Source organism: Streptomyces kanasensis (assembly GCF_043077165.1).
GTDB lineage: Bacteria > Actinomycetota > Actinomycetes > Streptomycetales > Streptomycetaceae > Streptomyces > Streptomyces changanensis.
The window spans coordinates 154534-176591 of sequence record NZ_JBIBSF010000007.1 but is presented as its reverse complement, the minus strand read 5'-3'; the positions used below and the strand labels follow the sequence as shown (position 1 = coordinate 176591).

Below are 22058 nucleotides of genomic sequence, written 5' to 3'. Positions count from 1 at the left end.
GGCCGGCCGACCCGTCAGACCTCTTCGACGCTGCTCGGCTCGCGCCGGGACAGGTCGATGCCGAGTTCCTCCGCAGCGCGGAAGACGTCCTCGTCGGTGTCGCGCATCTCGATGGACATGCCGTCCGAGGACAGCACCTCCACGTTGAGGCACAGGGACTGCATCTCCTTGATGAGCACCTTGAAGGACTCCGGGATGCCGGGCTCGGGGATGTTCTCGCCCTTGACGATGGCCTCGTAGACCTTCACGCGGCCCGTGACGTCGTCGGACTTGATGGTCAGGAGCTCCTGGAGGGCGTACGCGGCGCCATAAGCCTCCAGCGCCCACACCTCCATCTCACCGAAGCGCTGGCCACCGAACTGAGCCTTACCACCCAGCGGCTGCTGGGTGATCATCGAGTACGGACCGGTCGACCGGGCGTGCAGCTTGTCGTCGACCAGGTGGTGGAGCTTGAGGATGTACATGTACCCGACCGAGATCGGGTCCGGGAACGGCTCGCCGGAGCGGCCGTCGAACAGGCGCGCCTTGCCGGTCGGCAGCATCATGCGGTCGCCGTCGCGGTTCGGCAGGGTGTTCTCCAGCAGGCCCGCCAGCTCGTCCTCGCGCGCACCGTCGAAGACCGGGGTCGCGACGTTCGTGCGGGGCTCGACCACGTCGGCGCCGATGAGCTGGAGCCGCTTGGCCCAGTCCTCGGCGAGGCCGGAGACGTCCCAGCCCTGACTGGCGAGCCAGCCGAGGTGGATCTCCAGGACCTGTCCCGGGTTCATTCGGGACGGGACGCCCAGCGGGTTGAGGATGATGTCGACCGGGGTGCCGTCCTCCAGGAACGGCATGTCCTCGATCGGCAGGATCTTGGAGATGACGCCCTTGTTGCCGTGGCGGCCGGCGAGCTTGTCACCGTCGGTGATCTTGCGCTTCTGCGCGACGTAGACGCGGACCAGCTGGTTCACGCCCGGGGGCAGCTCGTCGCCCTCCTCGCGGTCGAAGACGCGGACGCCGATGATCTTGCCGACCTCGCCGTGCGGCACCTTCAGCGAGGTGTCGCGGACCTCGCGGGCCTTCTCACCGAAGATCGCGCGGAGCAGGCGCTCCTCCGGCGTCAGCTCGGTCTCGCCCTTGGGCGTGACCTTGCCGACCAGGATGTCGCCGGCGACGACCTCGGCACCGATGCGGATGATGCCGCGCTCGTCGAGGTCGGCGAGGACCTCCTCGGAGACGTTCGGGATGTCCCGGGTGATCTCCTCGGGGCCCAGCTTGGTGTCACGGGCGTCGACCTCGTGCTCCTCGATGTGGATCGAGGAGAGGACGTCGTCCTGGACGAGGCGCTGCGACAGGATGATCGCGTCCTCGTAGTTGTGGCCCTCCCAGGGCATGAACGCCACGAGGAGGTTCTTGCCGAGCGCCATCTCGCCGTTCTGGGTGGCCGGGCCGTCGGCGAGGACCTGGCCCTCGACGACCCGGTCGCCCTCGGCGACGACGACCTTCTGGTTGACCGAGGTGCCCTGGTTGGAGCGGGCGAACTTGGCCAGGCGGTACGTGATGTACGTGCCGTCGTCGTTGGCGACGGTGATGTAGTCCGCGGAGAGCTCCTGGACCACACCGTCCTTCTCCGCCTTGACGACGTCACCGGCGTCGACGGCGGAGCGGTACTCCATGCCGGTGCCGACCAGCGGGGACTCCGACTGGATCAGCGGCACGGCCTGGCGCATCATGTTCGCGCCCATGAGGGCGCGGTTGGCGTCGTCGTGCTCGAGGAACGGGATCATGGCGGTCGCGACCGACACCATCTGGCGCGGCGAGACGTCCATGTAGTCGACGTCCTGCGGGCTGACGTAGTCGACCTCACCGCCGCGGCGGCGCACGAGGACGCGGTTCTCGGCGAACCGGAGGTCGTCGTTGAGCGTCGCGTTGGCCTGCGCGATGACGAAGCGGTCCTCCTCGTCGGCGGTCAGGTAGTCCACCTCGTCGGTGACCTGGCCGTCGACGACCTTGCGGTACGGCGTCTCGACGAAGCCGAACGCGTTGACCCGGCCGTAGGAGGCGAGCGAGCCGATCAGACCGATGTTCGGGCCTTCGGGCGTCTCGATCGGGCACATGCGGCCGTAGTGCGAGGGGTGCACGTCACGGACCTCGAAGCCGGCCCGCTCACGGGACAGACCACCCGGGCCGAGCGCGGACAGACGACGCTTGTGCGTCAGCCCGGACAGCGGGTTGTTCTGGTCCATGAACTGCGACAGCTGGCTGGTGCCGAAGAACTCCTTGATGGAGGCGACGACCGGCCGGATGTTGATCAGGGTCTGCGGCGTGATCGCCTCGACGTCCTGGGTCGTCATGCGCTCGCGCACGACGCGCTCCATCCGGGCCAGACCCGTGCGGACCTGGTTCTGGATGAGCTCGCCGACGTTGCGCAGACGACGGTTGCCGAAGTGGTCGATGTCGTCGGTCTCGACGACGATCGTGGTGCCGTTGGCACCGACCGTCTCGGTCTCGCCGGCGTGCAGCTGCACCAGGTACTTGATCGTCGCGATGACGTCGTCGACGGTCAGGACGCCGGCGTCGAGCGGCGCGTCGGCCCCGAGCTTCTTGTTCACCTTGTAGCGTCCGACCTTGGCCAGGTCGTAGCGCTTCGGGTTGAAGTAGAGGTTCTCGAGCAGCGTCTGCGCGGCCTCACGCGTCGGGGGCTCGCCCGGGCGCAGCTTGCGGTAGATGTCGAGCAGCGCGTCGTCCTGGCCCTGGGTGTGGTCCTTCTCCAGGGTGGCGCGCATGGACTCGTACTCGCCGAACTCCTGGAGGATCTGCTCGGTGGTCCAGCCGAGCGCCTTGAGGAGGACGGTCACGGACTGCTTGCGCTTGCGGTCGATGCGGACACCGACCATGTCGCGCTTGTCGATCTCCATCTCCAGCCAGGCACCCCGGGACGGGATGATCTTGGCGGAGAAGATGTCCTTGTCGGACGTCTTGTCGATGGAGGAGTCGAAGTAGACACCCGGCGAGCGGACCAGCTGGGACACCACGACACGCTCGGTGCCGTTGATGACGAAGGTGCCCTTGTTCGTCATGAGCGGGAAGTCGCCCATGAAGACCGTCTGGGACTTGATCTCGCCGGTCTCGTTGTTGGTGAACTCGGCCGTGACGAAGAGCGGCGCGGCGTACGTGAAGTCGCGCTCCTTGCACTCGTCGATGGAGTTCTTCGGAGGCTCGAAGCGGTGGTCGCGGAAGGTCAGCGACATCGACCCGGAGAAGTCCTCGATCGGCGAGATCTCCTCGAAGATCTCCTCCAGACCGGACTTGGTGGGGACGTCCTGTCCGGACTCCAGAGCCGCCTCGACACGAGCCTTCCACGCGGCGTTGCCGAGCAGCCAGTCAAAGCTCTCGGTCTGCAGCGCGAGGAGGTTCGGAACCTCGAGGGGCTCCTTGATCTTTGCAAAGGAGATGCGCAGCGGGGCGGTGCTTGCGCCGTTGTTCGTATTCGCGGTCGAGGCGTTGCGCGAGGCGGCCAAGAGGGGGTCCTTCCGAGGGCTCGGACTCACTACGCGCGTACCGGTCCCCAGCCGAGCACGGAGACCCGAAATCCCAGGTCAGGGCATTCGGTCAACTGTGCTCTCGCGAGGGTATGCCCCTGGTGACGGGCAGGGAGCAGCTAACAGGCAGCGCAAAGGGTCAGTGTAGCCACTTGGCCCACTGATGTCCAGGGCGAGCAATTCGCGACCCTCGTTGTTCTCATCTCCGCGGCACCTCGCGCCCGTCGGCGCACATCGATACTGCCCGTTCGGTCGTCGATCCATGCCTCGGATCCGGATCGTTGTGACGACGCGTCCTGAGAATTGCGCGCGGCGTGCGGTTCGTCAAGGCCCCCGGCTCCGCGGGGCGCACGGCGAAGATCACCATACTCCTCGGGGCGCCGGTCGCACGACAGACACCGCGGCAACGCCGAAGGGCGACCACCCGGATGGGTGATCGCCCTTCGGAACGCCCTCAGCGGGCGTCAGCGCGAGTCAGGAGACCCGCAGGAGGTCACTTGACCTCGACGGCCGCACCGGCGCCCTTGAGGGCCTCGGCAGCCTTGTCGGCCTGCTCCTTGTTGACCTTCTCGAGGACCGGCTTCGGGGTGCCGTCGACGAGGTCCTTGGCCTCCTTCAGGCCCAGGGAGGTCAGCTCACGCACGACCTTGATGACCTGGATCTTCTTGTCGCCGGCGCCGGTGAGGATGACGTCGAACTCGTCCTTCTCCTCAGCGGCCTCGGCCGGGGCGCCCGGGGCGCCGGCGGCGGCAACGGCGACCGGGGCGGCGGCGGTGACGTCGAACTTCTCCTCGAACGCCGACACGAACGCGGCGAGCTCGATGAGGGTCATCTCCTCGAACTGCGCGAGCAGGTCTTCCTGAGACAGCTTCGCCATGATGGCGGTCCTTCCACTAATTCGGCTGGTGCCGGGATGTACATGTGTGGCGGGCGTACGTGGGGCCCGCTGTGACCGTCGCCCTGGTCAGGCGGCGATCAATGTGCGAGCCGAGTTACTCGGCACCGCCCTGCTCGGCCTGCTTGGCGCGAAGCGCGTCCACGGTGCGGACGAGCTTCGACGGGAGCGCCTGGAAGAGCGCGGCAGCCTGGGACTGCTTGCCCTTCATGGCACCCGCCAGCTTGGCGAGCAGAACCTCGCGGGACTCGAGGTCCGCAAGCTTCTTGATCTCATCGGCGGACAGCGCCTTACCGTCAAGGACACCGCCCTTGATGATGAGGTTCGGGTTGTCCTTGGCGAAGTCACGAAGACCCTTCGCCGACGTCACCGGGTCACCGGTGATGAAGGCGACCGCCGTCGGACCATTGAACTGGTCGTCCAGCGACGTGATCCCGGCCTCGTTGGCCGCAATCTTGGTCAGCGTGTTCTTCACCACGGCGTACTGGGCGTTCTCACCGAGCGAACGGCGCAGCTGCTTGAGCTGTGCCACGGTGAGACCGCGGTACTCGGTCAGCACGGCGGCGTTGGAGCTGCGGAACTTGTCCGTCAGCTCGGCAACCGCAGCAGACTTGTCGGGCCTCGCCATGAGCCTCGGCCTCCTTCCGGGTGATTCGGACCGCGATGGCTGAAGGAAGGAGACTGGGCAAAACGAAACGCCCCGGCGCAGGCGCACGGGGCGTGACTCGACCGGACGGCTCGCCCGGGAGTACTACCACTGTCACCTACGCGGGTCGTCCGTAGCTAGCGGATCCTTCGGCGGCTGCGCCCTGGGGGCACGGCTGCGACCAGCGGTCTTTGGCTTCTGTGGAAGAGTACGGGACCGGGCTGCCGTCAAGCAAATCGGCCGGTCGTCAGCGGAACGGGGCGGGGCCGGGGGCTCCGTACGGGGCCGGGGCGGGGATGGGCGGGACGGAGGGCGGGGCGGGGGTGAGGCAGGTGCCGGCGGCCCGCGGGCCCCGCCCGGACCGGCTCGGACTCGCTCGCGTTCCGCACGTAGCGGCTCGGACTCCGCTGGTACCGGCCGCCAGGCCGCGGTGAGGCCGCACGGGCTCGTACCGGCTCGGACTCCGCTCGTACCAGCCGGTCAAGGCCGCGGTGAGGCCGCGGGGGCGTACCGCCGGTCAAGCCGGGTCGGGACCGCGGTGAGCCCGCGGTCCCGACCCGGCACGCCGCCGGCACGCCGCCGCGCTCAGGCCGCGCCGGCTCCGTCGGTGCCCGTGCCGGCCCCGGCGTCCTGCGGGCCCTCGGTGTCGCGGGCGGCGGAGCCGAGCTTCTCCAGCACCTCCATGAAGTCGAAGGTCTGGCCGGCGGGCGGGGCCTGCACGGCGGCGGCGGTGCCGTAGTCGGAGTAGGCCACGGAGATGTCGAAGGTGCCCTGCGGCGTCTCCATGCCGATGTCCATCTTCACCGGGTAGCCGTCACCGTCGACCCACACGTCGGTGTCGTACGCCTTGAGGCCGCCCTGCTTCAGCGTGGCGACCAGCTCGGCCCGCTCCTGCGCGGAGAGCACCGCGAGCGACTTGTTGGAGGCGACCATCTCGTCGACGGTGAGCCGACCCTTGTAGTGCTGGGTCTCGACGCCGTCGACCTTCTCCGGGCCGACGTGCTTCAGGTTCGGCGAGTCCAGCAGCAGGGCGAGCTGCTTGGCCGGGTCCTGGTTGATGTTCTCCAGGCTGCCGGTCATCTGCCGGCGCACCGCGGCGTCGCCGGACAGGTCGGCCATGGCCTTGAGGTCCATCTTGATCCAGCGCTTGCCGCCCAGCTCCGCCGGGGCCTTCTCCCCCATGTCCATGTACATGACCTCGTCGGCCATGATCAGGCGGAAGGTGCCGGGGCCGCCCTGCGCCTGGTTCAGCACACCGCCCTCGACGGTCATGTCCATCACGCCCGGGTCCCACCCCATGACGCCGGACATCGTCATCTCGCCGCCGCCGGCCATGCCCTCGACGCCGGCCGGCATGGTCATCGTCATGCGGATCTTCGCCGACTTCGCCGCGGCGGTCTTCTCGTACGCCGCCTGGATGACCTGGGCGGGCGCGGACCACCGGAGTCCGTCGCGCGGCGCCTCGGCCGCCTTCTTGTCGCCGCCCTGGCAGCCCACGGCCCCCGCGAGCACGACCACGGCCACTGCCGGGACGCCCACAAGCCTGCGTACGGAGACGTTCATCCCCACCCCCATGTTCGAATTTCCGACCTGCAGAACGCTAGCCCATGGGACTGACAGCCGATCAGGGTGGGGAAAAGTGACCGGCCCCCGCTCCTCCGAAGAGGTGCGGGGGCCGGTGGGGCTTTCCCCGTGAGCCGTCAGGCTCGACCCGGTCAGACGGCGGCCGGGTCCTCCTCGACGAGGAGGTTGCGGGTGCGGTTGGCGTCCAGCGGGATGCCGGGGCCCATCGTGGTGGACAGGGTCGCCTTCTTGATGTAGCGGCCCTTCGCGGCGGACGGCTTCAGACGGAGGATCTCCTCCAGCGCGGCCGCGTAGTTCTCGACCAGCTTCGTCTCGTCGAAGGAGACCTTGCCGATGATGAAGTGCAGGTTCGAGTGCTTGTCGACGCGGAACTCGATCTTGCCGCCCTTGATCTCGGTGACGGCCTTGGCGACGTCCATCGTGACGGTGCCGGTCTTCGGGTTCGGCATCAGACCACGCGGGCCGAGGACGCGGCCGAGGCGGCCGACCTTGCCCATGAGGTCCGGGGTGGCGACGACGGCGTCGAAGTCCAGACGGCCCTTCGCAACCTCGTCGATCAGTTCGTCGGAGCCGACGATGTCGGCGCCCGCGGCCTCCGCGGCCGCAGCACGGTCACCGGTCGCGAAGACCAGGACCCGGGCGGTCTTACCGGTGCCGTGCGGAAGGTTCACGGTGCCACGGACCATCTGGTCGGCCTTGCGCGGGTCGACGCCCAGGCGGAAGGCGACCTCGACGGTGCCGTCGAACTTGGTGGCGGCGGTGTCCTTGGCGAGACGGACGGCCTCGAGGGGGGCGTAGTTCCGCTCCCGGTCGACCTTGGCGTCCGCGCCGCGGAGAGCCTTGCTGCGCTTCACTTCTTCTCCTGCTTTCAGGTATGGAGTCGTGGTGCGGGCCGGCGCTGGCCCTTCCACAGAGAGGTCAGACGGGAGCTGTTCAGCCCTCGACCGTGATGCCCATGGAACGGGCGGTGCCGGCGATGATCTTCTCCGCGGCGTCCAGGTCGTTCGCGTTCAGGTCGGGCATCTTGGTCGTGGCGATCTCGCGGACCTGGGCGCTCGTGAGCTTGGCGACCTTGGTCTTGTGCGGCTCGCCGGAGCCCTTCTCCACACCAGCGGCCTTGAGGATCATCCGCGACGCCGGGGGCGTCTTCGTGATGAAGGTGAAGGAGCGGTCCTCGTAGACCGTGATCTCCACCGGGATGACCCAGCCACGCTGCGACTCGGTCGCGGCGTTGTAGGCCTTGCAGAACTCCATGATGTTGACGCCGTGCTGACCCAGCGCGGGGCCGACCGGCGGGGCCGGGTTGGCCGCGCCGGCCTGGATCTGGAGCTTGATGAGCCCCGTGACCTTCTTCTTCTTGGGAGGCATAGCTCTCTCCGGGTCCTAGTGAGAGTGTTCGGCCGCCATCCGATGCCGTTCGATGTCGTCCGACATCATCCGGATGGAGGCATACCGCACAACGATAACGGGTATGACCGCCCGGCCAAAAACCGAGCAGGTCAGAGGGCGCGCACGCCACTCTGACCTGCTCGGGAGGACCGACCTGGGTCAGTTCTTCTGGATCTGGTCGAAGCTCAGCTCGACCGGCGTCTCGCGGCCGAAGATCTCGACGAGACCCTTGACCTTCTTCGAGTCGGCGTTGATCTCGTTGATGGTCGCCTGGAGCGTCGCGAACGGGCCGTCGGTGACGGTGACGGAGTCGCCGACCTCGAAGTCGAGCACCTGGACCTCGACCTTGCGGGCCGGAGCCGGCTTGCCCTCGGCCTCGGCGGCCTCGCGGGCGGCCTTCTCCTCGGCCTCGGGGGCGAGCATCTTGACGATCTCGTCCAGCGTCAGCGGGTACGGGTCGTAGGCGTTGCCGACGAAGCCGGTGACGCCCGGCGTGTTGCGCACGACGCCCCAGGACTCGTTCGTCAGGTCCATGCGGACGAGCACGTAGCCAGGCAGCTTGTTCTGCTTGACGTTCTTGCGCTCGCCGTTCTTGATCTGGACGATCTCTTCCTCGGGGACCTCGGCCTGGTAGATGAAGTCCTCGACGTTGAGCGAGACGGCGCGCTGCTCCAGGTTGGCCTTCACGCGCTTCTCGTAGCCCGCGTAGGTGTGGATGACGTACCACTCGCCGGGCAGGCCGCGCAGTTCCTCGCGGAGCGCGGCGACCGGGTCGACGGGAGCGGCCGGCTCGGCCTCGGCCCCGTCGGTCTCGTCGTCGGCGTCCGCCGGCTCGATGGCGTCTTCGTCCTCGACGGCCTCGGCGATCTCGATGGCGTCGGCGTCCTCGACGGGTCCGGCGTCCTCATCGGCGTCGATGTCGAGGGCGGCGACGTCCGCCGCGTCCTCGTCCTCGCCGGCCACGACGTCGTCGTCCTCGACGAGGAGGTCGATGTCCTCGGGCGCCTCGCCGACAGCGGCGTCCGCAGCTTCCGCCTGGTCCTCGTCGGCCGCCTCGACGACGTCGAGCTCGTCCTGGGCGGACTCGTTCAGGTTCGGGTCAGACACGGTGGCTGCTTCTTCCTGGATACAGATGGGGTGGAACATGCGAAAAGGGGCGCCGGGTGGGCGCCCTCCGCGGGAATCAGCCGAAGACGTACTTGACTGCTTCCTGGAAGCCGAAGTCGATGGCGGTCACCATGCCGATCATGATGACGACGAAGATGATGACGACCGTCGTGTACGTGGTCAGCTGGTTCCGGGTCGGCCAGACGACCTTGCGCAGCTCGGCGACGATCTGACGGTAGAAGAGCGCGAGACGGCCCAGCGGGCCCTTCTTGGCGCGCTTGCCGCCCTTGCGGGTCTTCTTCTTGGACTCCGGCGCTTCGTCCTCAGCATCAGGCATGTCGATGGAGCCTACGGCGTCCGTCACGTATCTCACCTGATTCCGGGTCGGCCGTGCCGCGCCCGGGTGGAGCCGCACGGCGGTGCAATGAAGTACATACCTGCGCACACAACCTGGCGGTGTGTGTAGCAGGGCCGGAGGGACTTGAACCCCCAACCGCTGGTTTTGGAGACCAGTGCTCTACCAATTGAGCTACGACCCTTTGTGGTTCTCCCCCAACCTACCGCATCCGCAGAAGTGCCTCGCGGACCGGCCGGTGAGGGCCAACGAGCAGAGAGTGTACGTGGTCAGCGCCTCCGCGTCGAACAGAAAGCCCCGGCGGGCTGTGCGCCGCCTCCCCCGGCCGCCGCCGGGGACCTCCCGCCGGCCTGCTGCCGGAGCCCTGCCCGTCCCCTCCCCACCCTCACCGCGCCACCCCGCCACGCCGTTCCGGCGGGGCCCCGGCCGGGCTGCGGCGGGACCGCCGACGGGGCACCGGACGGGCATCGGACGGGCCTGCGGCGCGGCCCGTCCGCCGGTTCGGACGAACCTCCACCGGAGCCCCACCGGGCTCCCGACCGGCCTCCGGCGGGCGCTCCCGCGCCCCGGGGCCACGGGTCGGGCACGGACGTCCGGTGGGTGAAACCCGGGTCCTGGCCCCCCACGGGGTCTGGGAGCATGGGCCGCATGAGCGCTGCAACCTCTCCGACCGAGCGCCGGGTCTCCGCCCGCATCGGCGCGATCTCCGAGTCCGCGACCCTCGCCGTCGACGCCAAGGCCAAGGCCCTGAAGGCCGCCGGGCGCCCGGTGATCGGCTTCGGCGCGGGCGAGCCGGACTTCCCGACGCCCGACTACATCGTCGAGGCGGCCGTGGAGGCCTGCCGGAACCCGAAGTACCACCGCTACACCCCGGCCGGCGGCCTGCCGGAGCTGAAGTCCGCGATCGCCGCCAAGACGCTGCGCGACTCCGGCTACGAGGTCGACGCCTCGCAGGTCCTGGTGACCAACGGCGGCAAGCAGGCGATCTACGAGGCGTTCGCCGCGATCCTCGACCCGGGTGACGAGGTCATCGTCCCGGCCCCGTACTGGACGACCTACCCGGAGTCGATCCGCCTGGCCGGCGGCGTGCCGGTGGAGGTCGTCGCGGACGAGACGACCGGCTACCGCGTCTCCGTGGAGCAGCTGGAGGCCGCCCGCACCGAGCGGACCAAGGTCGTCCTGTTCGTCTCCCCCTCGAACCCGACCGGCGCCGTCTACCCGCGCGAGGACGCCGAGGCGATCGGCCGCTGGGCCGTCGAGCACGGCCTGTGGGTCCTGACCGACGAGATCTACGAGCACCTGGTGTACGGCGACGCCGCCTTCACCTCGCTGCCGGCGCTCGTGCCGGAACTGCGCGACAAGTGCGTCGTCGTCAACGGCGTGGCGAAGACGTACGCGATGACCGGCTGGCGCGTGGGGTGGATCGTCGGCCCGAAGGACGTCGTGAAGGCCGCGACGAACCTCCAGTCGCACGCCACGTCGAACGTCTCCAACGTCGCCCAGGTGGCCGCGCTCGCCGCCGTCTCCGGGAACCTCGACGCGGTGGCGGAGATGCGCGAGGCGTTCGACCGGCGCCGCCGCACCATCGTGCGGATGCTCAACGAGATCGACGGCGTGGTCTGCCCGACCCCGGAGGGCGCGTTCTACGCGTACCCCTCGGTGAAGGGGCTGCTGGGCAAGGACATCCGCGGTCAGCGGCCGCAGACCTCCGTCGAGCTGGCGGCGCTGATCCTGGACGAGGTCGAGGTGGCCGTGGTGCCGGGCGAGGCCTTCGGCACCCCGGGGTACCTGCGGCTCTCGTACGCGCTCGGCGACGAGGACCTGGTCGAGGGCGTGTCGCGGATGCAGAAGCTGCTCGCCGAGGCGCGCGACTGAGCGCTCGGTGAGCGCTCGGTGAGCGCCGCCCCCGCGCGGGGCGTCCGCGGGCCCCGGCCGGACCACCGGCCGGGGCCCGTTCTTTCGTTCCCGCCGTACCCGTTCGGAGAAAAGGGCTGTTTCACGGCGCCACTCTGCGGCAGGATCCCCGGATGGAGCACGTCCGCGATCTGCAACAGCTGCCGAAGGCCCATCTGCACCTGCACTTCACCGGGTCGATGCGGCCCTCCACCCTGCTGGAGCTGGCCGACAAGTACGGCGTCCACCTGCCGGAGGCACTGACCGGCGGCGAGCCGCCCCGCCTGCGGGCCACGGACGAGCGGGGCTGGTTCCGCTTCCAGCGGCTGTACGACATCGCCCGGTCCTGCCTGCGCGAGCCCGAGGACATCCGGCGGCTGGTGCGGGAGGCCGCCGAGGAGGACGTGCGGGACGGGTCGGGCTGGCTGGAGATCCAGGTCGACCCGACGTCGTACGCACCACGCCTGGGCGGGCTGATCGCGACGCTCGAGATCATCCTGGACGCCGTGGACGCCGCCTCGCGGGAGACCGGCCTGGGGATGCGGGTGGTGGTCGCGGCGAACCGGATGAAGCACCCGCTGGACGCCCGCACGCTGGCCCGGCTGGCGGTGCGGTACGCGGACCGGGGGGTCGTGGGGTTCGGGCTGTCCAACGACGAGCGGCGCGGGATGGCGCGCGACTTCGACCGGGCGTTCGCCATCGCCCGGGAGGGCGGGCTGCTGGCCGTGCCGCACGGCGGCGAGCTGACGGGACCGGCGTCCGTACGGGACTGCCTCGACGACCTGAAGGCGTCCCGCATCGGCCACGGCGTGCGGGCCGCGGAGGACCCGCGGCTGCTGCGGCGGCTGGCCGAGAAGGGCGTGACCTGCGAGGTGTGCCCGGCGTCGAACGTCGCCCTCGGCGTGTACGAGAAGCCCGAGCAGGTGCCGCTGCGGACGCTGTTCGACGCGGGCGTGCCGCTGGCGCTCGGCGCGGACGACCCGCTGCTCTTCGGGGCGCGGCTGGCGGACCAGTACGAGTTCGCCCGTCATCACCACGGCTTCACGGACGCCGAGCTGGCGGAACTGGCCCGACAGTCGATCCGCGCGTCGGTGGCCCCGGAGGACGTCCGCGCGAAGCTCCTGTCGGGCGTCGACACCTGGCTGACGGAGGGCTGAGGGGCGGGCTGGCGCGGCCGGGCTCCCTGCCGGGCCGTGACACCGGAAGGGCTTCCTGCCGGGCCCACTGTCGGCTGTGCCACTGGTCGGCCTCCCTGCCGGGCCCACGGGGTGCCCGCGGACCCGGCAGGGGGTGCGTCACGAGCAGACCGGAGGCTCGTCACCGGGGCCGGCCGGCACGAAGTCGATCGGGGGCAGCCCCGGCGACTCGAAGCGGAGCGTGTCCCCCGACATCCTGGCCATACCCGTCACGATGGTGTGGCGGCCGCTCCCGTCCAGTCCGGTGTCCGCCGCGCGGTCCCGCGGCGTCCGCCACGTCCGTCCGTCGAAGAGGGCGTACCGCAGTCCGCAGTGGACGTACAGGTCGTGCGGGTACCACGTGCGCTCCCGGGCGTTCTTCGGCGCCTGTTCCAGGACGGGCGGTCGTATCGGGTCCGGTGCGGGCAGGATCGGACAGTGGCCGCCTCCGGAGACCGACCTGAAGGTCAGTGAAGGCCCGGTACGGTCCCGACCGGCCGTGAACACCGCCGTGCTCTCGGAGGTCAGCTTCATGAATCCGGGCAGCCGGTCGGGGGGAGAATCCCCGCGGCCTGCCGGGGTGGGGCCGCCGGGGTCCGGCCCGGCACTGGGCAGGCCGTCACTCACCCACTTCCGGCCGGCGAACACGGCGAAGCGGTAGTCGCAACTGCTCACCAGGTCGTACGGGTACTCCACACCGGTCCGGGGCTGGGCCGGCCCCAGCCGCAGCGCCGTGTCCGAACCGTCCTCGTCGGAACCCTCGACGACCGCCAGCGAGTCGGAGGGCGGCGGTGCGGACGAGTAGCGGCTCCCCCAGCCCAGGCTCACCGCCGTCCCGCTCACCAGTACGGCGGCCGCGCAGGCCGCGCCCACCGCGGTGCGCCGTCGGTGGCGGGTGCGGCGGGCGTGGGCGATGACCGTGCCCGTGGGGGGTGCCGCGCCGGTGGCCGCCCCGTCCTTCGCGGCGAGTTCCCGCAGGCCCTGCCGGAGTGCGTCCTCGATGTGGCTCATCGTGTGCCCCTTCCCGCGTAGTCGGCGAGCGCGCCGGCGGCGCGCAGCCGCTCCAAGGCCCGGTTGGTCCGGCTCTTGACCGTCCCGGGCGAACAGCCGAGCAGTCCGGCCGTCTCCTCCACCGACAGGTCCTCGTAGAAGCGGAGCACCACCACGGCGCGCTGCGCGCGGGGCAGGGTGTCCAGGGCACGGGCCAGTTCGAGCCGTGCCTCCGCGTCGGCCGCTATGTCCGCGCGGTCCGCGGCCGCCACCGTCCCCTCGCCGCCGGGGTGGGCGGTCTCGGTGTGCCAGCGGCGGCGGCGCCAGGTGGCGTACAGGTTGACGACCACCTTGCGCGCGTACGCCTGCGGGGAGGCCCACCCCGCGGAGCGCCCCCACCGCAGGTACACCTTCACCAGCGCGGCCTGCACCAGGTCCTCCGCCGCGTGCCGGTCTCCCGTCAGGAGACGGGCGGTGCGCAGCAGGGAGGCGTACGACGCCTCGGTGAACCGTGTGAAGTCCTCGTCGTGATCCGGGGACGGAACCGTCCTCACGGATACCCCCTCGACCAGCGTGCCGTGGTCCCGGTCGCGCTTGACGCGGGGCCCTGTCACCCACTCGACAACCTGGGGGACCGACGGGGTTCCCTCAGGTTTTCGGCGCCCCTCCGCCCGGCGGGCGGGCGGGCGGAGGGGCGGGCGGGCGGAGGGGCGGGCGGGCGCGCAGGCAGGGGAGCCGGCCCCGGGCGACCCGCCCAGGGGGCACTGGCCCCCCGGGACGGGGCTGGGCGGGGCTGGGACGCCGGACCCGGACGGGGCGGGGACGCCGGACCACGGACGGGGTGGGTGTGGTGGGCCGGGCACGGGGGGCCGGGGGCCGGTCTTCCCGGCCCTCCCCCGTCCGAGTGGGGCCGGGCAGGCCAGGCCGGCCGGGGCCCGGTCGGCCTGCTCATCCGAGGCCGAGCCCGGCCGAGGCGGTGCCGGGCCGGGCCGGGCCGGGCCGGGGTCAGAGGGTGACGCCGACCGTCACGGGCTCGTTGACGAGGGTGACGCCGAACGCGTCGCGGACCCCCGCGACGACCTCGCGGGCGAGTGCGAGCAGGTCCTCGGTGGTGGCCTGGCCCCGGTTGGTGAGGGCGAGGGTGTGCTTGGTGGAGATGCGGGCGGGCCCGGCGCCGTACCCCTTGGTGAACCCCGCCCGGTCGATCAGCCACGCGGCGGACGTCTTGGTGCGGCCGTCGCCGGCCGGGTAGGCGGGCGGGGCGACGTCCGGTCCGAGGCGGTCGCGCACGCGGTCCAGGAAGGCGGCGTACGCGGTGTCGTCGAGGATCGGGTTGGTGAAGAACGACCCTGCGGACCACGTGTCGTGGTCGTCGGCGTCGAGGACCATGCCCTTGCCCGCGCGCAGGGCGAGGACGGTCTCGCGGGCGGCGGCGACGGGCACGCGGTCGCCCGGCTCGACGCCGAGGGCGCGCGCGGTCTCCGCGTACCGGATCGGGGCGCTCAGCCCCTGCGCGTCCTCCAGCTCGAACCGGACGCGCAGGACGACGAAGCGGTCCGGGTGGGCCTTGAAGCGGCTGTGCCGGTAGGAGAAGTCACAGGCGGCGTTGGGGAGCGTGACGACCTCGTCGGCGCGGCGGTCGTACGCCACGACCTCGGTGAGGGTGGTGGCGACCTCCTGGCCGTACGCCCCGACGTTCTGGATGGGGGTGGCGCCGGCGGAGCCGGGGATGCCGGCCAGGCACTCGACGCCGGCGAGCCCGGCCTCCACGGTACGGGCGACGGCGTCGGTCCAGACCTCGCCCGCGGCGAGCTCCAGGCGGGTGCCGTCGAGGGTGAAGCCGCGGGTCGCCACGCGCAGGGCGGTGCCGTCGAAGCCCTTGTCACCGATGACCAGGTTGGACCCGCCGCCGATGACCAGCAGCGGCGTACCGGACCGGTCGGCTTCGCGCACGGCGGCGACGACGTCGTCGTCGGTGGTGGCCGTGAGCAGCCGCGTGGCGGGGCCGCCGAGCCGGAACGTGGTCAGGGGGGCGAGGGGAGCGTCGTGGAGTTCCTGCACGCGCCCAAGCCTACGGTGCCCCACCCATCGGCCCCGGCCCACGGCCGGGGGGACGTCGTGGCGGGACGTGGTGGAGGGCGATCGTTCTGCGGCGGGCGGTACTTCTGCGGAGGGCGGTCCGGTTCGGCGGGTCCGCCCGCGGGCAGGGGTGCGTCCGACGCGCTGGGCGGTACGGACGGCGGGGCGGGCCTGAGGCCGGGGCTCCACCGGGGGGCGCGGCCGGGGTCGGTGGCGGGGCGTGGGGCCGCTCGAGCGGCGGGGCGCGCGTGCCCTGGAGGCCTGAGGCCCGGGAGTCCGGACCGCGACCTGACGTACGCGGCCGCCGGCGCGCACGCCTGCCGGGTCGCCGAACGGCTGGCTTCCGGGCGGCGGGGCGCGGCCGGTGCCGGAGGCCGGGGCCGGGTGGGGCCGTGCGGGCGGCGGGCGTGGCGTCTGAGCCGTAGGCGCCGGTGGGGGCCTGAGGCCCGGCCCTCATGGGCGGCGGGGCGCGGCTGGTGATGCCGGGCGGCAGGCGCGGGGCCGTACAGGACGGCGGGGCGCGTCTCGCGCCCCGGACGGGCCTGACGCCGGGGCGGCGGGTGCCCGGTGGGGCGGGGCACTCGGGCGCTGCGCCCCACCGTCCCGGCGGCCGGCCCGTCAGGCGGGCCGGCCTGGTGGCCGCGTCAGGCGAGCTGGACCACCGCACGGGACATGCCGAGGACCTTCTGACCCGCACTGGTGGCGGTGAGGTCGACGCGGACCCGGCCGTCGTCCAGCTTCGCGGCGACCTTCGCGCTGACCTCGATCAGGGCGCCCTGCTCGTCGTCGGGCACGATGACCGGCTTGGTGAAGCGGACGCCGTACTCGACGACCGCGGCGGGGTCGCCGACCCAGTCGGTGACGACGCGTACGGCCGCGGCCATCGTGAACATGCCGTGCGCGATGACGTCCGGCAGGCCGACCTCGCGGGCGAACCGCTCGTTCCAGTGGATGGGGTTGAAGTCCCCGGAGGCGCCCGCGTACCGCACCAGTGTGGCGCGGGTCACCGGGAAGCTCCGGGCCGGCAGCTCGGTGCCGACCTCGACCTCGTCGAATGCGATCTTCGCGGTCATGATGTTCCTCACGCCTCCTCTGCGGCGCGCGCCACGAGCTTCGTCCAGGCGGTCACCACGTGCTCACCGGCCTCGTCGTGCACCTCGCCCCGGATGTCGAGGATGTCGTTGCCCGCGAGGGACTTGATCGCCTCGATGGTGGAGGTGACCGACAGGCGGTCCCCGGCCCGTACGGGACGGCTGTACGCGAACTTCTGGTCGCCGTGCACGACCCGGCTGTAGTCGAGCCCCAGCTGCGGGTCGGCGATGACCTGGCCGGCCGCCTTGAACGTGATGGCGAACACGAACGTGGGCGGGGCGATCACCTCGGGGTGTCCGAGCGCCTTCGCGGCTTCCGTGTCGGTGTACACCGGGTTCGCGTCGCCGATGGCCTCGGCGAATTCGCGGATCTTCTCCCGGCCGACCTCGTACGGCGTGGTGGGCGGGTAGCTCCGCCCGACGAAGGACTGGTCGAGCGCCATGGACGCGGTACCTCCTGCGGTCCTGTCTGGGGCCGGCCGTGGTGCCGGCTCGGTGAGGTTGCGGTGGGGTGTGCGGGTGGTGCGTGGTGCGGTGGTGGTGCGGTCGTGCGTGGAGGGAAACGACACGAGGCCGCCCCCGATGGGGACGGCCTCGTGTACGAGCCTGTTCTTAGCGCGTTTCGCGGTGCGCGGTGTGCGCGTTGCAGCGCGGGCAGTGCTTCTTCATCTCAAGACGGTCCGGGTTGTTACGCCGGTTCTTCTTGGTGATGTAGTTCCGCTCCTTGCACTCCACGCAGGCCAGCGTGATCTTCGGGCGGACGTCGGTGGCAGCCACGTGAGTGCTCCTTGACGGACAAATGGACGGATGGAACGCAGAAAAGAGTAGCCGATCGAAGGACCGACCCCACAATCGGCTACTGGGAGTAGCGGTGACCGGACTTGAACCGGTGACACAGCGATTATGAGCCGCTTGCTCTACCGACTGAGCTACACCGCTTTGATGTATGGATCACCTCACCCGAAGGCGAGGTTCTCCCCACACCAGAGCCCCAATACGGAATCGAACCGTAGACCTTCTCCTTACCATGGAGACGCTCTGCCGACTGAGCTATTGGGGCGAGCGATGAAGACATTACACGGTCGGTGGCCGTTCACCCAAATCCGTTTGCCGCCCTCCCGGCTCGGGCCCGAACAGGCCCTACGGGGTCCGGTTCGTCCGGAGGCGCCCGGCCCGTCACGGGGCGGCCACAGAGCCCGCACATCCCCCGCCACGCTCCGCGTGCCGCACCCCGTCCTCCGCACCGCACCGGACCCTGCTCCCCCGCGCTGAGCGCCGACCCAGGTGGCACCCGCACCCGAGGCGACCCGGCCCCGCCCAACACGGCCGGCACGGCCGGCACGGCCGGGCGGATCCCGCGCACCCGACTCGGCCCACCCGGCTTACCCGCCCCAGCCAACCCATCCGAGCCGGCGAACCCATCCGGCCCGCGAGGCCCATCAACCCGGCCGACTCATCCCACTCACCCGACCCAACCGGCCCATTCGACCCGCCCGGTCCACGCACGCGACGCCCGCGCGCCCTGCTCACGCTCCGTAGCGACGCCTCATGTGTCACGCCGGCCCCACGCCGGTACGACTATTGCGCTCCTCCGCGAAGGCCGAACGGCGGCGCCCTAGGCTGCCTCACGCTGCGCGACCACGCCCTCGCCCCACGTGACCACCCACACCACCTGCCCACTTACCCAGGAGCCCCATGTCCTCCGACAGCCAGCAGCCGCGGCCGCCCGAGGGCGCCACCACCGACACGACCGCACTGCTGCTGAGCGGCGCCCGCCTCACCGACGGGCGGACCGTCGACGTACGGCTCAGCAGCGGGCGCATCGAGGCCGTCGGCACGCCCGGCAGCCTCGGCGCGCACGGTGCCCGCGTGGACCTCGCCGGGTACCTCCTGCTGCCGGCCCCCGCGGAACCGCACGCGCACGCCGACACGGCCCTCAGCGGCGACGTCCCCGGCCCCGTCCCGTACGCCGCCGAGGACGTCCAGCGGCGCGCCACGCAGGCGACGCTGCTCCAGCTGGGGCACGGGGCGACGGCGCTGCGCGCGCACGTCCGGATCGGCGACGTCCAAGGGCTGGCGTCGCTGGAGGCGGTGCTGCAGGCGCGGCGGTCGCTGCGGGGACTGGCCGACCTGACGGCGGTCGCCGTGCCCCGGCTGCTGACCGGCGTGGCCGGCGCGGACGGGCTGGCGATGCTGCGGGACGCGGTGAAGATGGGCGCGTCGGTCGTGGGCGGCTGCCCGGACCTGGACCCGGACCCGGCGGGGTACGTGGAGGCGGTGCTGGAGGTGGCCGCGGAGCACGGCTGCCCCGTGGACCTGCACACGGACGGGGACGACCCGGCGCGGCTGGCCCGGCTGGCGGCGATGGCGGGCGGGCTGCGGCCCGGGGTGTCCATCGGGCCGTGCGGCGCCCTGTCGCACCCGCCCGCCGACGCCCGCGCCCGGGTCGCGGACCAGTTGGCGGCTGCCGGGGTGACGGTGGTGTGCCTGCCGCAGGGCGGCTGCTCGGGCACGGAGGTGCGCGGGGCCGCGCCGGTGCGGTTGCTGCGGTCGGCGGGGGTGCGGATCGCCGCGGGCAGCGGCGCCCTGCGGGACGTGGCGAACCCGGTGGGGCGCGGCGACCCCCTGGAGGCCGCGTACCTGCTGGTGTCGCAGGGCGGGCTGCGCCCGGCGGAGGCGTACGGCGCCGTCAGCGAGGCGGCCCGGGAGGCGATGGGGCTGCCGGCGGTGCGGGTGGAGGCCGGGTTCCCGGCGGAGCTGCTGGCGGTGCGCGGGGAACGGCTGGCGGGGGTGCTGTCCCTCGCGTACAGCCGGATCGTCGTGCACCGGGGGCGGGTCGTGGCCCGGACGAGCGCGGTGCGCGAGTACTGCGACTCGGCGGCGGCGCTGGAACTGCCGCGCCAGGCCCGGCCGGACGCACGTCCGTGAGCGTTCCGCGCTCCGGCGCCGTACGGTCGTGAGCATGCGCATCGTCATCGCTGGAGGACACGGTCGGATCGCGCGGCGCCTGGAGCGCCTGCTGGCGGCGGCCGGACACGAGGTCGCGGGCATCATCCGCAAACCGGAGCAGGCCGACGCCCTGCGGGAGGCGGGCGCCGAACCGGTCCTCCTGGACATGGAGTCGGCGTCCCTGGAGATGGTCGCCGCGGTACTGCAGGGCGCCGACGCGGCGGTCTTCGCCGCGGGCGCCGGCCCGGGCAGCGGCGTGGACCGCAAGGAGACCGTGGACCGGGCCGCGGCGGTCCTCTTCGCCGACGCGGCGGAACGGGCGGGGGTGCGGCGGCTCGTCGTGGTGTCCAGCATGGGCGCCGACCCGGACCACCGGGGCGACGAGGTCTTCGACGCGTACCTGCGCGCGAAGGGCGCCGCCGACGCGCACGTCCGCGGCAAGACCAGCCTGGACTGGACGATCCTGCGCCCCGGCATGCTCACCGACGACGCGGGCACGGGCCTGGTCCGCCTGGAGGCCTCCACCGGCCGCGGCCCGATCCCCCGCGACGACGTGGCGGCGACCATCGCCGAACTCCTCGACTCCCCGGGCACCGCGGGCCTGACCCTGGAACTGATCAGCGGCTCGACCCCGATCCCGGTCGCCACGAAGGCCGTAGCCGGCAACTGACACCCCGACGACCCGCGTCGGACGGCCCCCTCGCCCTGCATCCCCGCCGGACGAGGGGGCCCCTGCGTGCCCGGGTGCCGTCCGTGGGGTGATGAGTCGCCAAGTGGGAGTGCAACTGTCGAGCCGGATTGTCAGAAGCGTCTGGTGAGATGGGAGCGCTCGCACTCGGGGAGGTAGCAGTGGTCATGCAGGGACAGGACCTGATCAAGAGGATCGGGAAGCTGAAGGCGGCACAGCGCTCCGCGGGCGGGACACTGCACCGTCCACTCCTCCTGCTCTGGGCCATCGCCCAGGCGGTGCACCGCAGGCCCCGGCAGCAGCCGTGGTCGGTCGTCAGGGCGGCCGTGCGTCCCCTGATCTCCTCGTACGCCGGTGTGACGGACGCGGAGCGGGGGGCGCTGGAAGCGTTCTGGGATCTGCAGGGGGACGGACTGTGGGAGGTGCACGTACCCGGGGGGCGGCCTCTGTCCGGCCGGGGTCGTCGACCGCAGGCTTCCGCGCTCGATGCCACGGATCCGCTCGCGGGGCTCCCCGAAGCGGACTACGAGCAGGTGGCCGAGGATCCTGCGCTGGCCGCCTGGGCCGTGGGCACCGTGCTCCACCGCTTCTTCGACCCGATACCCGCGGACCTGTTGGCCGACCTGGAACTGAGCAGGCTGATGGCCGGTCGGCTGGAGACGGCGCTGCGCCCGTTCGTGGGCGAGCCCTACCCGAACCGCCGGGCCATCGCGGACGTGTACGGCGGCAACCGCGTGCTCGGCATCACACCGCTGGCGGACGGCATCCTCACGGTCTACTCGGACGACAAGGGGCCGTACGCGGACCGGCGGATCCCCGAGACCAACTGGATCGCCTACACCGGTGACGGTCTGTCGGGCCACCAGAAGCTGGTCTCCGGGAACGCGTCCATGGCCGCCTACCAGGAGCAGCAGAAGGCCCTGCGGTACTGGCACAAGCCCTACGGCAGCGAGTGGACGTTCGAGACGTGGGCCGTCATCGTGCAGCGGCGGCGGCGTTGGGGTCGGGGGGAGGACAAGCGCGACCGACGGGAGTTCGTCTGGATCCTCGCGCCCGTGCCCTCCCCGCTCCGGGACTCGTGGCCCGCAGACGTGCGGGAGGCCCTGGCTGCTGACGACGGACGTCTGCACGACGACACGCTCGACTTCGTCCCGCCCGGTGCGGCCCTTGCCTCCGGCACGACCGCGGTGGACGACCATGAGCGCTACAGGCGGCTGAGCGAGGCGGCGCGACGTCGTGCCGCCAGCCGCACGGAACGCTCCAAGCTCACCACGGTCGAGCGTTACCTCCGCTCGACGGTTGCGCGGCAGGCGGTGCTCCTGCGCAGCGGCGGCCACTGCGAGAATCCTTCCTGTCTGGGGCACCCGCTGGAGCGTACGGACACGGGGGCTCCGATCCTCGAAGTCGATCACGTCAAGGACCTGGCGCGCGGGGGGCAGGACACCCCGGAAACCATGATCGCGCTCTGTCCGAACTGCCACGCCCTCAAGACGCGCGGCGAACAGCGGCAGCAGCTCCGGAAGGTCCTGCTGAACGTGGCGCGCCAGCGCCATCTCGACTTCGCCAGGTAGCGGCGGGCACACCGGCCTCCCACACATGGTGCAGATCGCGTTCGCGATCCGGCGACGGCTGGTCCGGAAGGTCCCGTCGCCGCCCGACTGGGCAGCGGGTGCGGACGCGCCCGGCCGGCGCACGT

Annotated in this window: 19 protein-coding genes and 3 tRNA genes; 5 read left to right on the top strand and 17 right to left on the bottom strand. The window is 71.6% G+C overall.

Features of this window, described 5'->3' with window-relative positions; all coding sequences use genetic code 11:
- Positions 1–14 precede the first annotated feature (14 nt).
- From rpoB to ACF053_RS18985, 9 genes are all read right to left on the bottom strand, one after another.
- Positions 15–3500, bottom strand: a complete 3486-nt coding sequence (rpoB, locus tag ACF053_RS19025) for a DNA-directed RNA polymerase subunit beta (RefSeq protein ID WP_391954970.1) — start codon at positions 3498–3500, stop codon at positions 15–17.
- Between the two features lie 514 nt (positions 3501–4014).
- On the bottom strand, positions 4015–4398 hold the full coding sequence (gene rplL, locus ACF053_RS19020) for a 50S ribosomal protein L7/L12 (RefSeq protein ID WP_058942707.1): 384 nt from the start codon (positions 4396–4398) through the stop codon (positions 4015–4017).
- A 115-nt stretch (positions 4399–4513) separates the two neighbouring features.
- Complete coding sequence (gene rplJ / locus ACF053_RS19015) at positions 4514–5044, bottom strand: 50S ribosomal protein L10 (RefSeq protein ID WP_058942706.1); 531 nt, start codon at positions 5042–5044, stop codon at positions 4514–4516.
- 603 nt (positions 5045–5647) lie between these two features.
- Entirely contained in the window at positions 5648–6625 is a 978-nt protein-coding gene (locus tag ACF053_RS19010; protein ID WP_391954969.1) for a hypothetical protein, read from the bottom strand.
- A gap of 152 nt (positions 6626–6777) precedes the next feature.
- A complete protein-coding gene (gene rplA, locus ACF053_RS19005; protein ID WP_058942704.1) occupies positions 6778–7500 on the bottom strand; it encodes a 50S ribosomal protein L1 in 723 nt (240 codons plus the stop codon).
- A 79-nt stretch (positions 7501–7579) separates the two neighbouring features.
- Positions 7580–8014 carry a 50S ribosomal protein L11 gene (gene rplK, locus ACF053_RS19000; protein ID WP_023587070.1) on the bottom strand — a complete coding sequence of 145 codons (435 nt, stop codon included), beginning with the start codon at positions 8012–8014 and terminating at the stop codon, positions 7580–7582.
- A gap of 180 nt (positions 8015–8194) precedes the next feature.
- Entirely contained in the window at positions 8195–9142 is a 948-nt protein-coding gene (nusG, locus tag ACF053_RS18995) for a transcription termination/antitermination protein NusG (protein WP_391954968.1), read from the bottom strand.
- 76 nt (positions 9143–9218) lie between these two features.
- Positions 9219–9506 (bottom strand): preprotein translocase subunit SecE, encoded by a 288-nt coding sequence (gene secE, locus ACF053_RS18990; RefSeq protein WP_391954967.1) that lies wholly within the window; start codon positions 9504–9506, stop codon positions 9219–9221.
- A 102-nt stretch (positions 9507–9608) separates the two neighbouring features.
- A tRNA-Trp gene (locus ACF053_RS18985) sits at positions 9609–9681 on the bottom strand.
- Positions 9682–10145: 464 nt separating this feature from the next.
- On the opposite strand from ACF053_RS18985, the gene ACF053_RS18980 reads away from it, so the two are divergent.
- Together ACF053_RS18980 and ACF053_RS18975 are read left to right on the top strand one after the other, a co-directional pair.
- Complete coding sequence (locus ACF053_RS18980) at positions 10146–11372, top strand: pyridoxal phosphate-dependent aminotransferase (RefSeq protein ID WP_058942701.1); 1227 nt, start codon at positions 10146–10148, stop codon at positions 11370–11372.
- 152 nt (positions 11373–11524) lie between these two features.
- The gene (locus tag ACF053_RS18975; RefSeq protein WP_391954966.1) at positions 11525–12547 is read left to right on the top strand and encodes an adenosine deaminase; all 1023 of its coding nucleotides are present in this window, start codon (positions 11525–11527) and stop codon (positions 12545–12547) included.
- Positions 12548–12685: 138 nt separating this feature from the next.
- Here the strand turns inward: ACF053_RS18975 and ACF053_RS18970 are convergent, their stop codons facing one another.
- From ACF053_RS18970 to ACF053_RS18935, 8 genes are all read right to left on the bottom strand, one after another.
- Positions 12686–13576 carry a hypothetical protein gene (locus tag ACF053_RS18970; RefSeq protein ID WP_391954965.1) on the bottom strand — a complete coding sequence of 297 codons (891 nt, stop codon included), beginning with the start codon at positions 13574–13576 and terminating at the stop codon, positions 12686–12688.
- The gene (locus ACF053_RS18965; RefSeq protein ID WP_391954964.1) at positions 13573–14109 is read right to left on the bottom strand and encodes a SigE family RNA polymerase sigma factor; all 537 of its coding nucleotides are present in this window, start codon (positions 14107–14109) and stop codon (positions 13573–13575) included. Before ACF053_RS18965 ends, ACF053_RS18970 begins: the two co-directional genes overlap by 4 nt.
- 451 nt (positions 14110–14560) lie before the next feature.
- On the bottom strand, positions 14561–15616 hold the full coding sequence (locus tag ACF053_RS18960) for a UDP-N-acetylmuramate dehydrogenase (protein ID WP_391954963.1): 1056 nt from the start codon (positions 15614–15616) through the stop codon (positions 14561–14563).
- Positions 15617–16278: 662 nt separating this feature from the next.
- On the bottom strand, positions 16279–16707 hold the full coding sequence (locus tag ACF053_RS18955) for a MaoC family dehydratase (RefSeq protein WP_391954962.1): 429 nt from the start codon (positions 16705–16707) through the stop codon (positions 16279–16281).
- A gap of 8 nt (positions 16708–16715) precedes the next feature.
- Positions 16716–17168 (bottom strand): FAS1-like dehydratase domain-containing protein, encoded by a 453-nt coding sequence (locus tag ACF053_RS18950; RefSeq protein WP_391954961.1) that lies wholly within the window; start codon positions 17166–17168, stop codon positions 16716–16718.
- Between the two features lie 169 nt (positions 17169–17337).
- Positions 17338–17502, bottom strand: a complete 165-nt coding sequence (rpmG, locus tag ACF053_RS18945) for a 50S ribosomal protein L33 (RefSeq protein WP_003948671.1) — start codon at positions 17500–17502, stop codon at positions 17338–17340.
- A gap of 89 nt (positions 17503–17591) precedes the next feature.
- Positions 17592–17664, bottom strand: a tRNA-Met gene (locus tag ACF053_RS18940).
- 48 nt (positions 17665–17712) lie between these two features.
- Positions 17713–17785: transfer RNA gene (locus tag ACF053_RS18935), tRNA-Thr, on the bottom strand.
- 635 nt (positions 17786–18420) lie between these two features.
- Between ACF053_RS18935 and ACF053_RS18930 the strand changes: the two genes are divergently transcribed.
- The 3 genes from ACF053_RS18930 to ACF053_RS18920 all read left to right on the top strand — a co-directional run bounded on the left by ACF053_RS18930 (position 18421) and on the right by ACF053_RS18920 (position 21933).
- Positions 18421–19653, top strand: a complete 1233-nt coding sequence (locus tag ACF053_RS18930; protein ID WP_391954960.1) for an amidohydrolase family protein — start codon at positions 18421–18423, stop codon at positions 19651–19653.
- 34 nt (positions 19654–19687) lie between these two features.
- The gene (locus tag ACF053_RS18925; protein ID WP_391954959.1) at positions 19688–20344 is read left to right on the top strand and encodes an SDR family oxidoreductase; all 657 of its coding nucleotides are present in this window, start codon (positions 19688–19690) and stop codon (positions 20342–20344) included.
- 185 nt (positions 20345–20529) lie between these two features.
- On the top strand, positions 20530–21933 hold the full coding sequence (locus ACF053_RS18920; protein WP_391954958.1) for an HNH endonuclease: 1404 nt from the start codon (positions 20530–20532) through the stop codon (positions 21931–21933).
- Positions 21934–22058: the final 125 nt, after the last annotated feature.

Excerpts from the sequence above, each read along its gene's own strand:
- ACF053_RS18980 (WP_058942701.1), top strand. The coding sequence starts at position 10,146 with ATGAGCGCTGCAACCTCTCCGACCGAGCGCCGGGTCTCCGCCCGCATC.
- rplJ (WP_058942706.1), bottom strand. The coding sequence starts at position 5,044 with ATGGCGAGGCCCGACAAGTCTGCTGCGGTTGCCGAGCTGACGGACAAG.
- ACF053_RS18920 (WP_391954958.1), top strand. The coding sequence starts at position 20,530 with ATGCAGGGACAGGACCTGATCAAGAGGATCGGGAAGCTGAAGGCGGCA.
- ACF053_RS18925 (WP_391954959.1), top strand. The coding sequence starts at position 19,688 with ATGCGCATCGTCATCGCTGGAGGACACGGTCGGATCGCGCGGCGCCTG.
- rplL (WP_058942707.1), bottom strand. The coding sequence starts at position 4,398 with ATGGCGAAGCTGTCTCAGGAAGACCTGCTCGCGCAGTTCGAGGAGATG.
- ACF053_RS19010 (WP_391954969.1), bottom strand. The coding sequence starts at position 6,625 with ATGAACGTCTCCGTACGCAGGCTTGTGGGCGTCCCGGCAGTGGCCGTG.
- ACF053_RS18930 (WP_391954960.1), top strand. The coding sequence starts at position 18,421 with ATGTCCTCCGACAGCCAGCAGCCGCGGCCGCCCGAGGGCGCCACCACC.
- ACF053_RS18970 (WP_391954965.1), bottom strand. The coding sequence starts at position 13,576 with ATGAGCCACATCGAGGACGCACTCCGGCAGGGCCTGCGGGAACTCGCC.
- rplK (WP_023587070.1), bottom strand. The coding sequence starts at position 8,014 with ATGCCTCCCAAGAAGAAGAAGGTCACGGGGCTCATCAAGCTCCAGATC.
- ACF053_RS18950 (WP_391954961.1), bottom strand. The coding sequence starts at position 17,168 with ATGGCGCTCGACCAGTCCTTCGTCGGGCGGAGCTACCCGCCCACCACG.
- ACF053_RS18955 (WP_391954962.1), bottom strand. The coding sequence starts at position 16,707 with ATGACCGCGAAGATCGCATTCGACGAGGTCGAGGTCGGCACCGAGCTG.
- ACF053_RS18975 (WP_391954966.1), top strand. The coding sequence starts at position 11,525 with ATGGAGCACGTCCGCGATCTGCAACAGCTGCCGAAGGCCCATCTGCAC.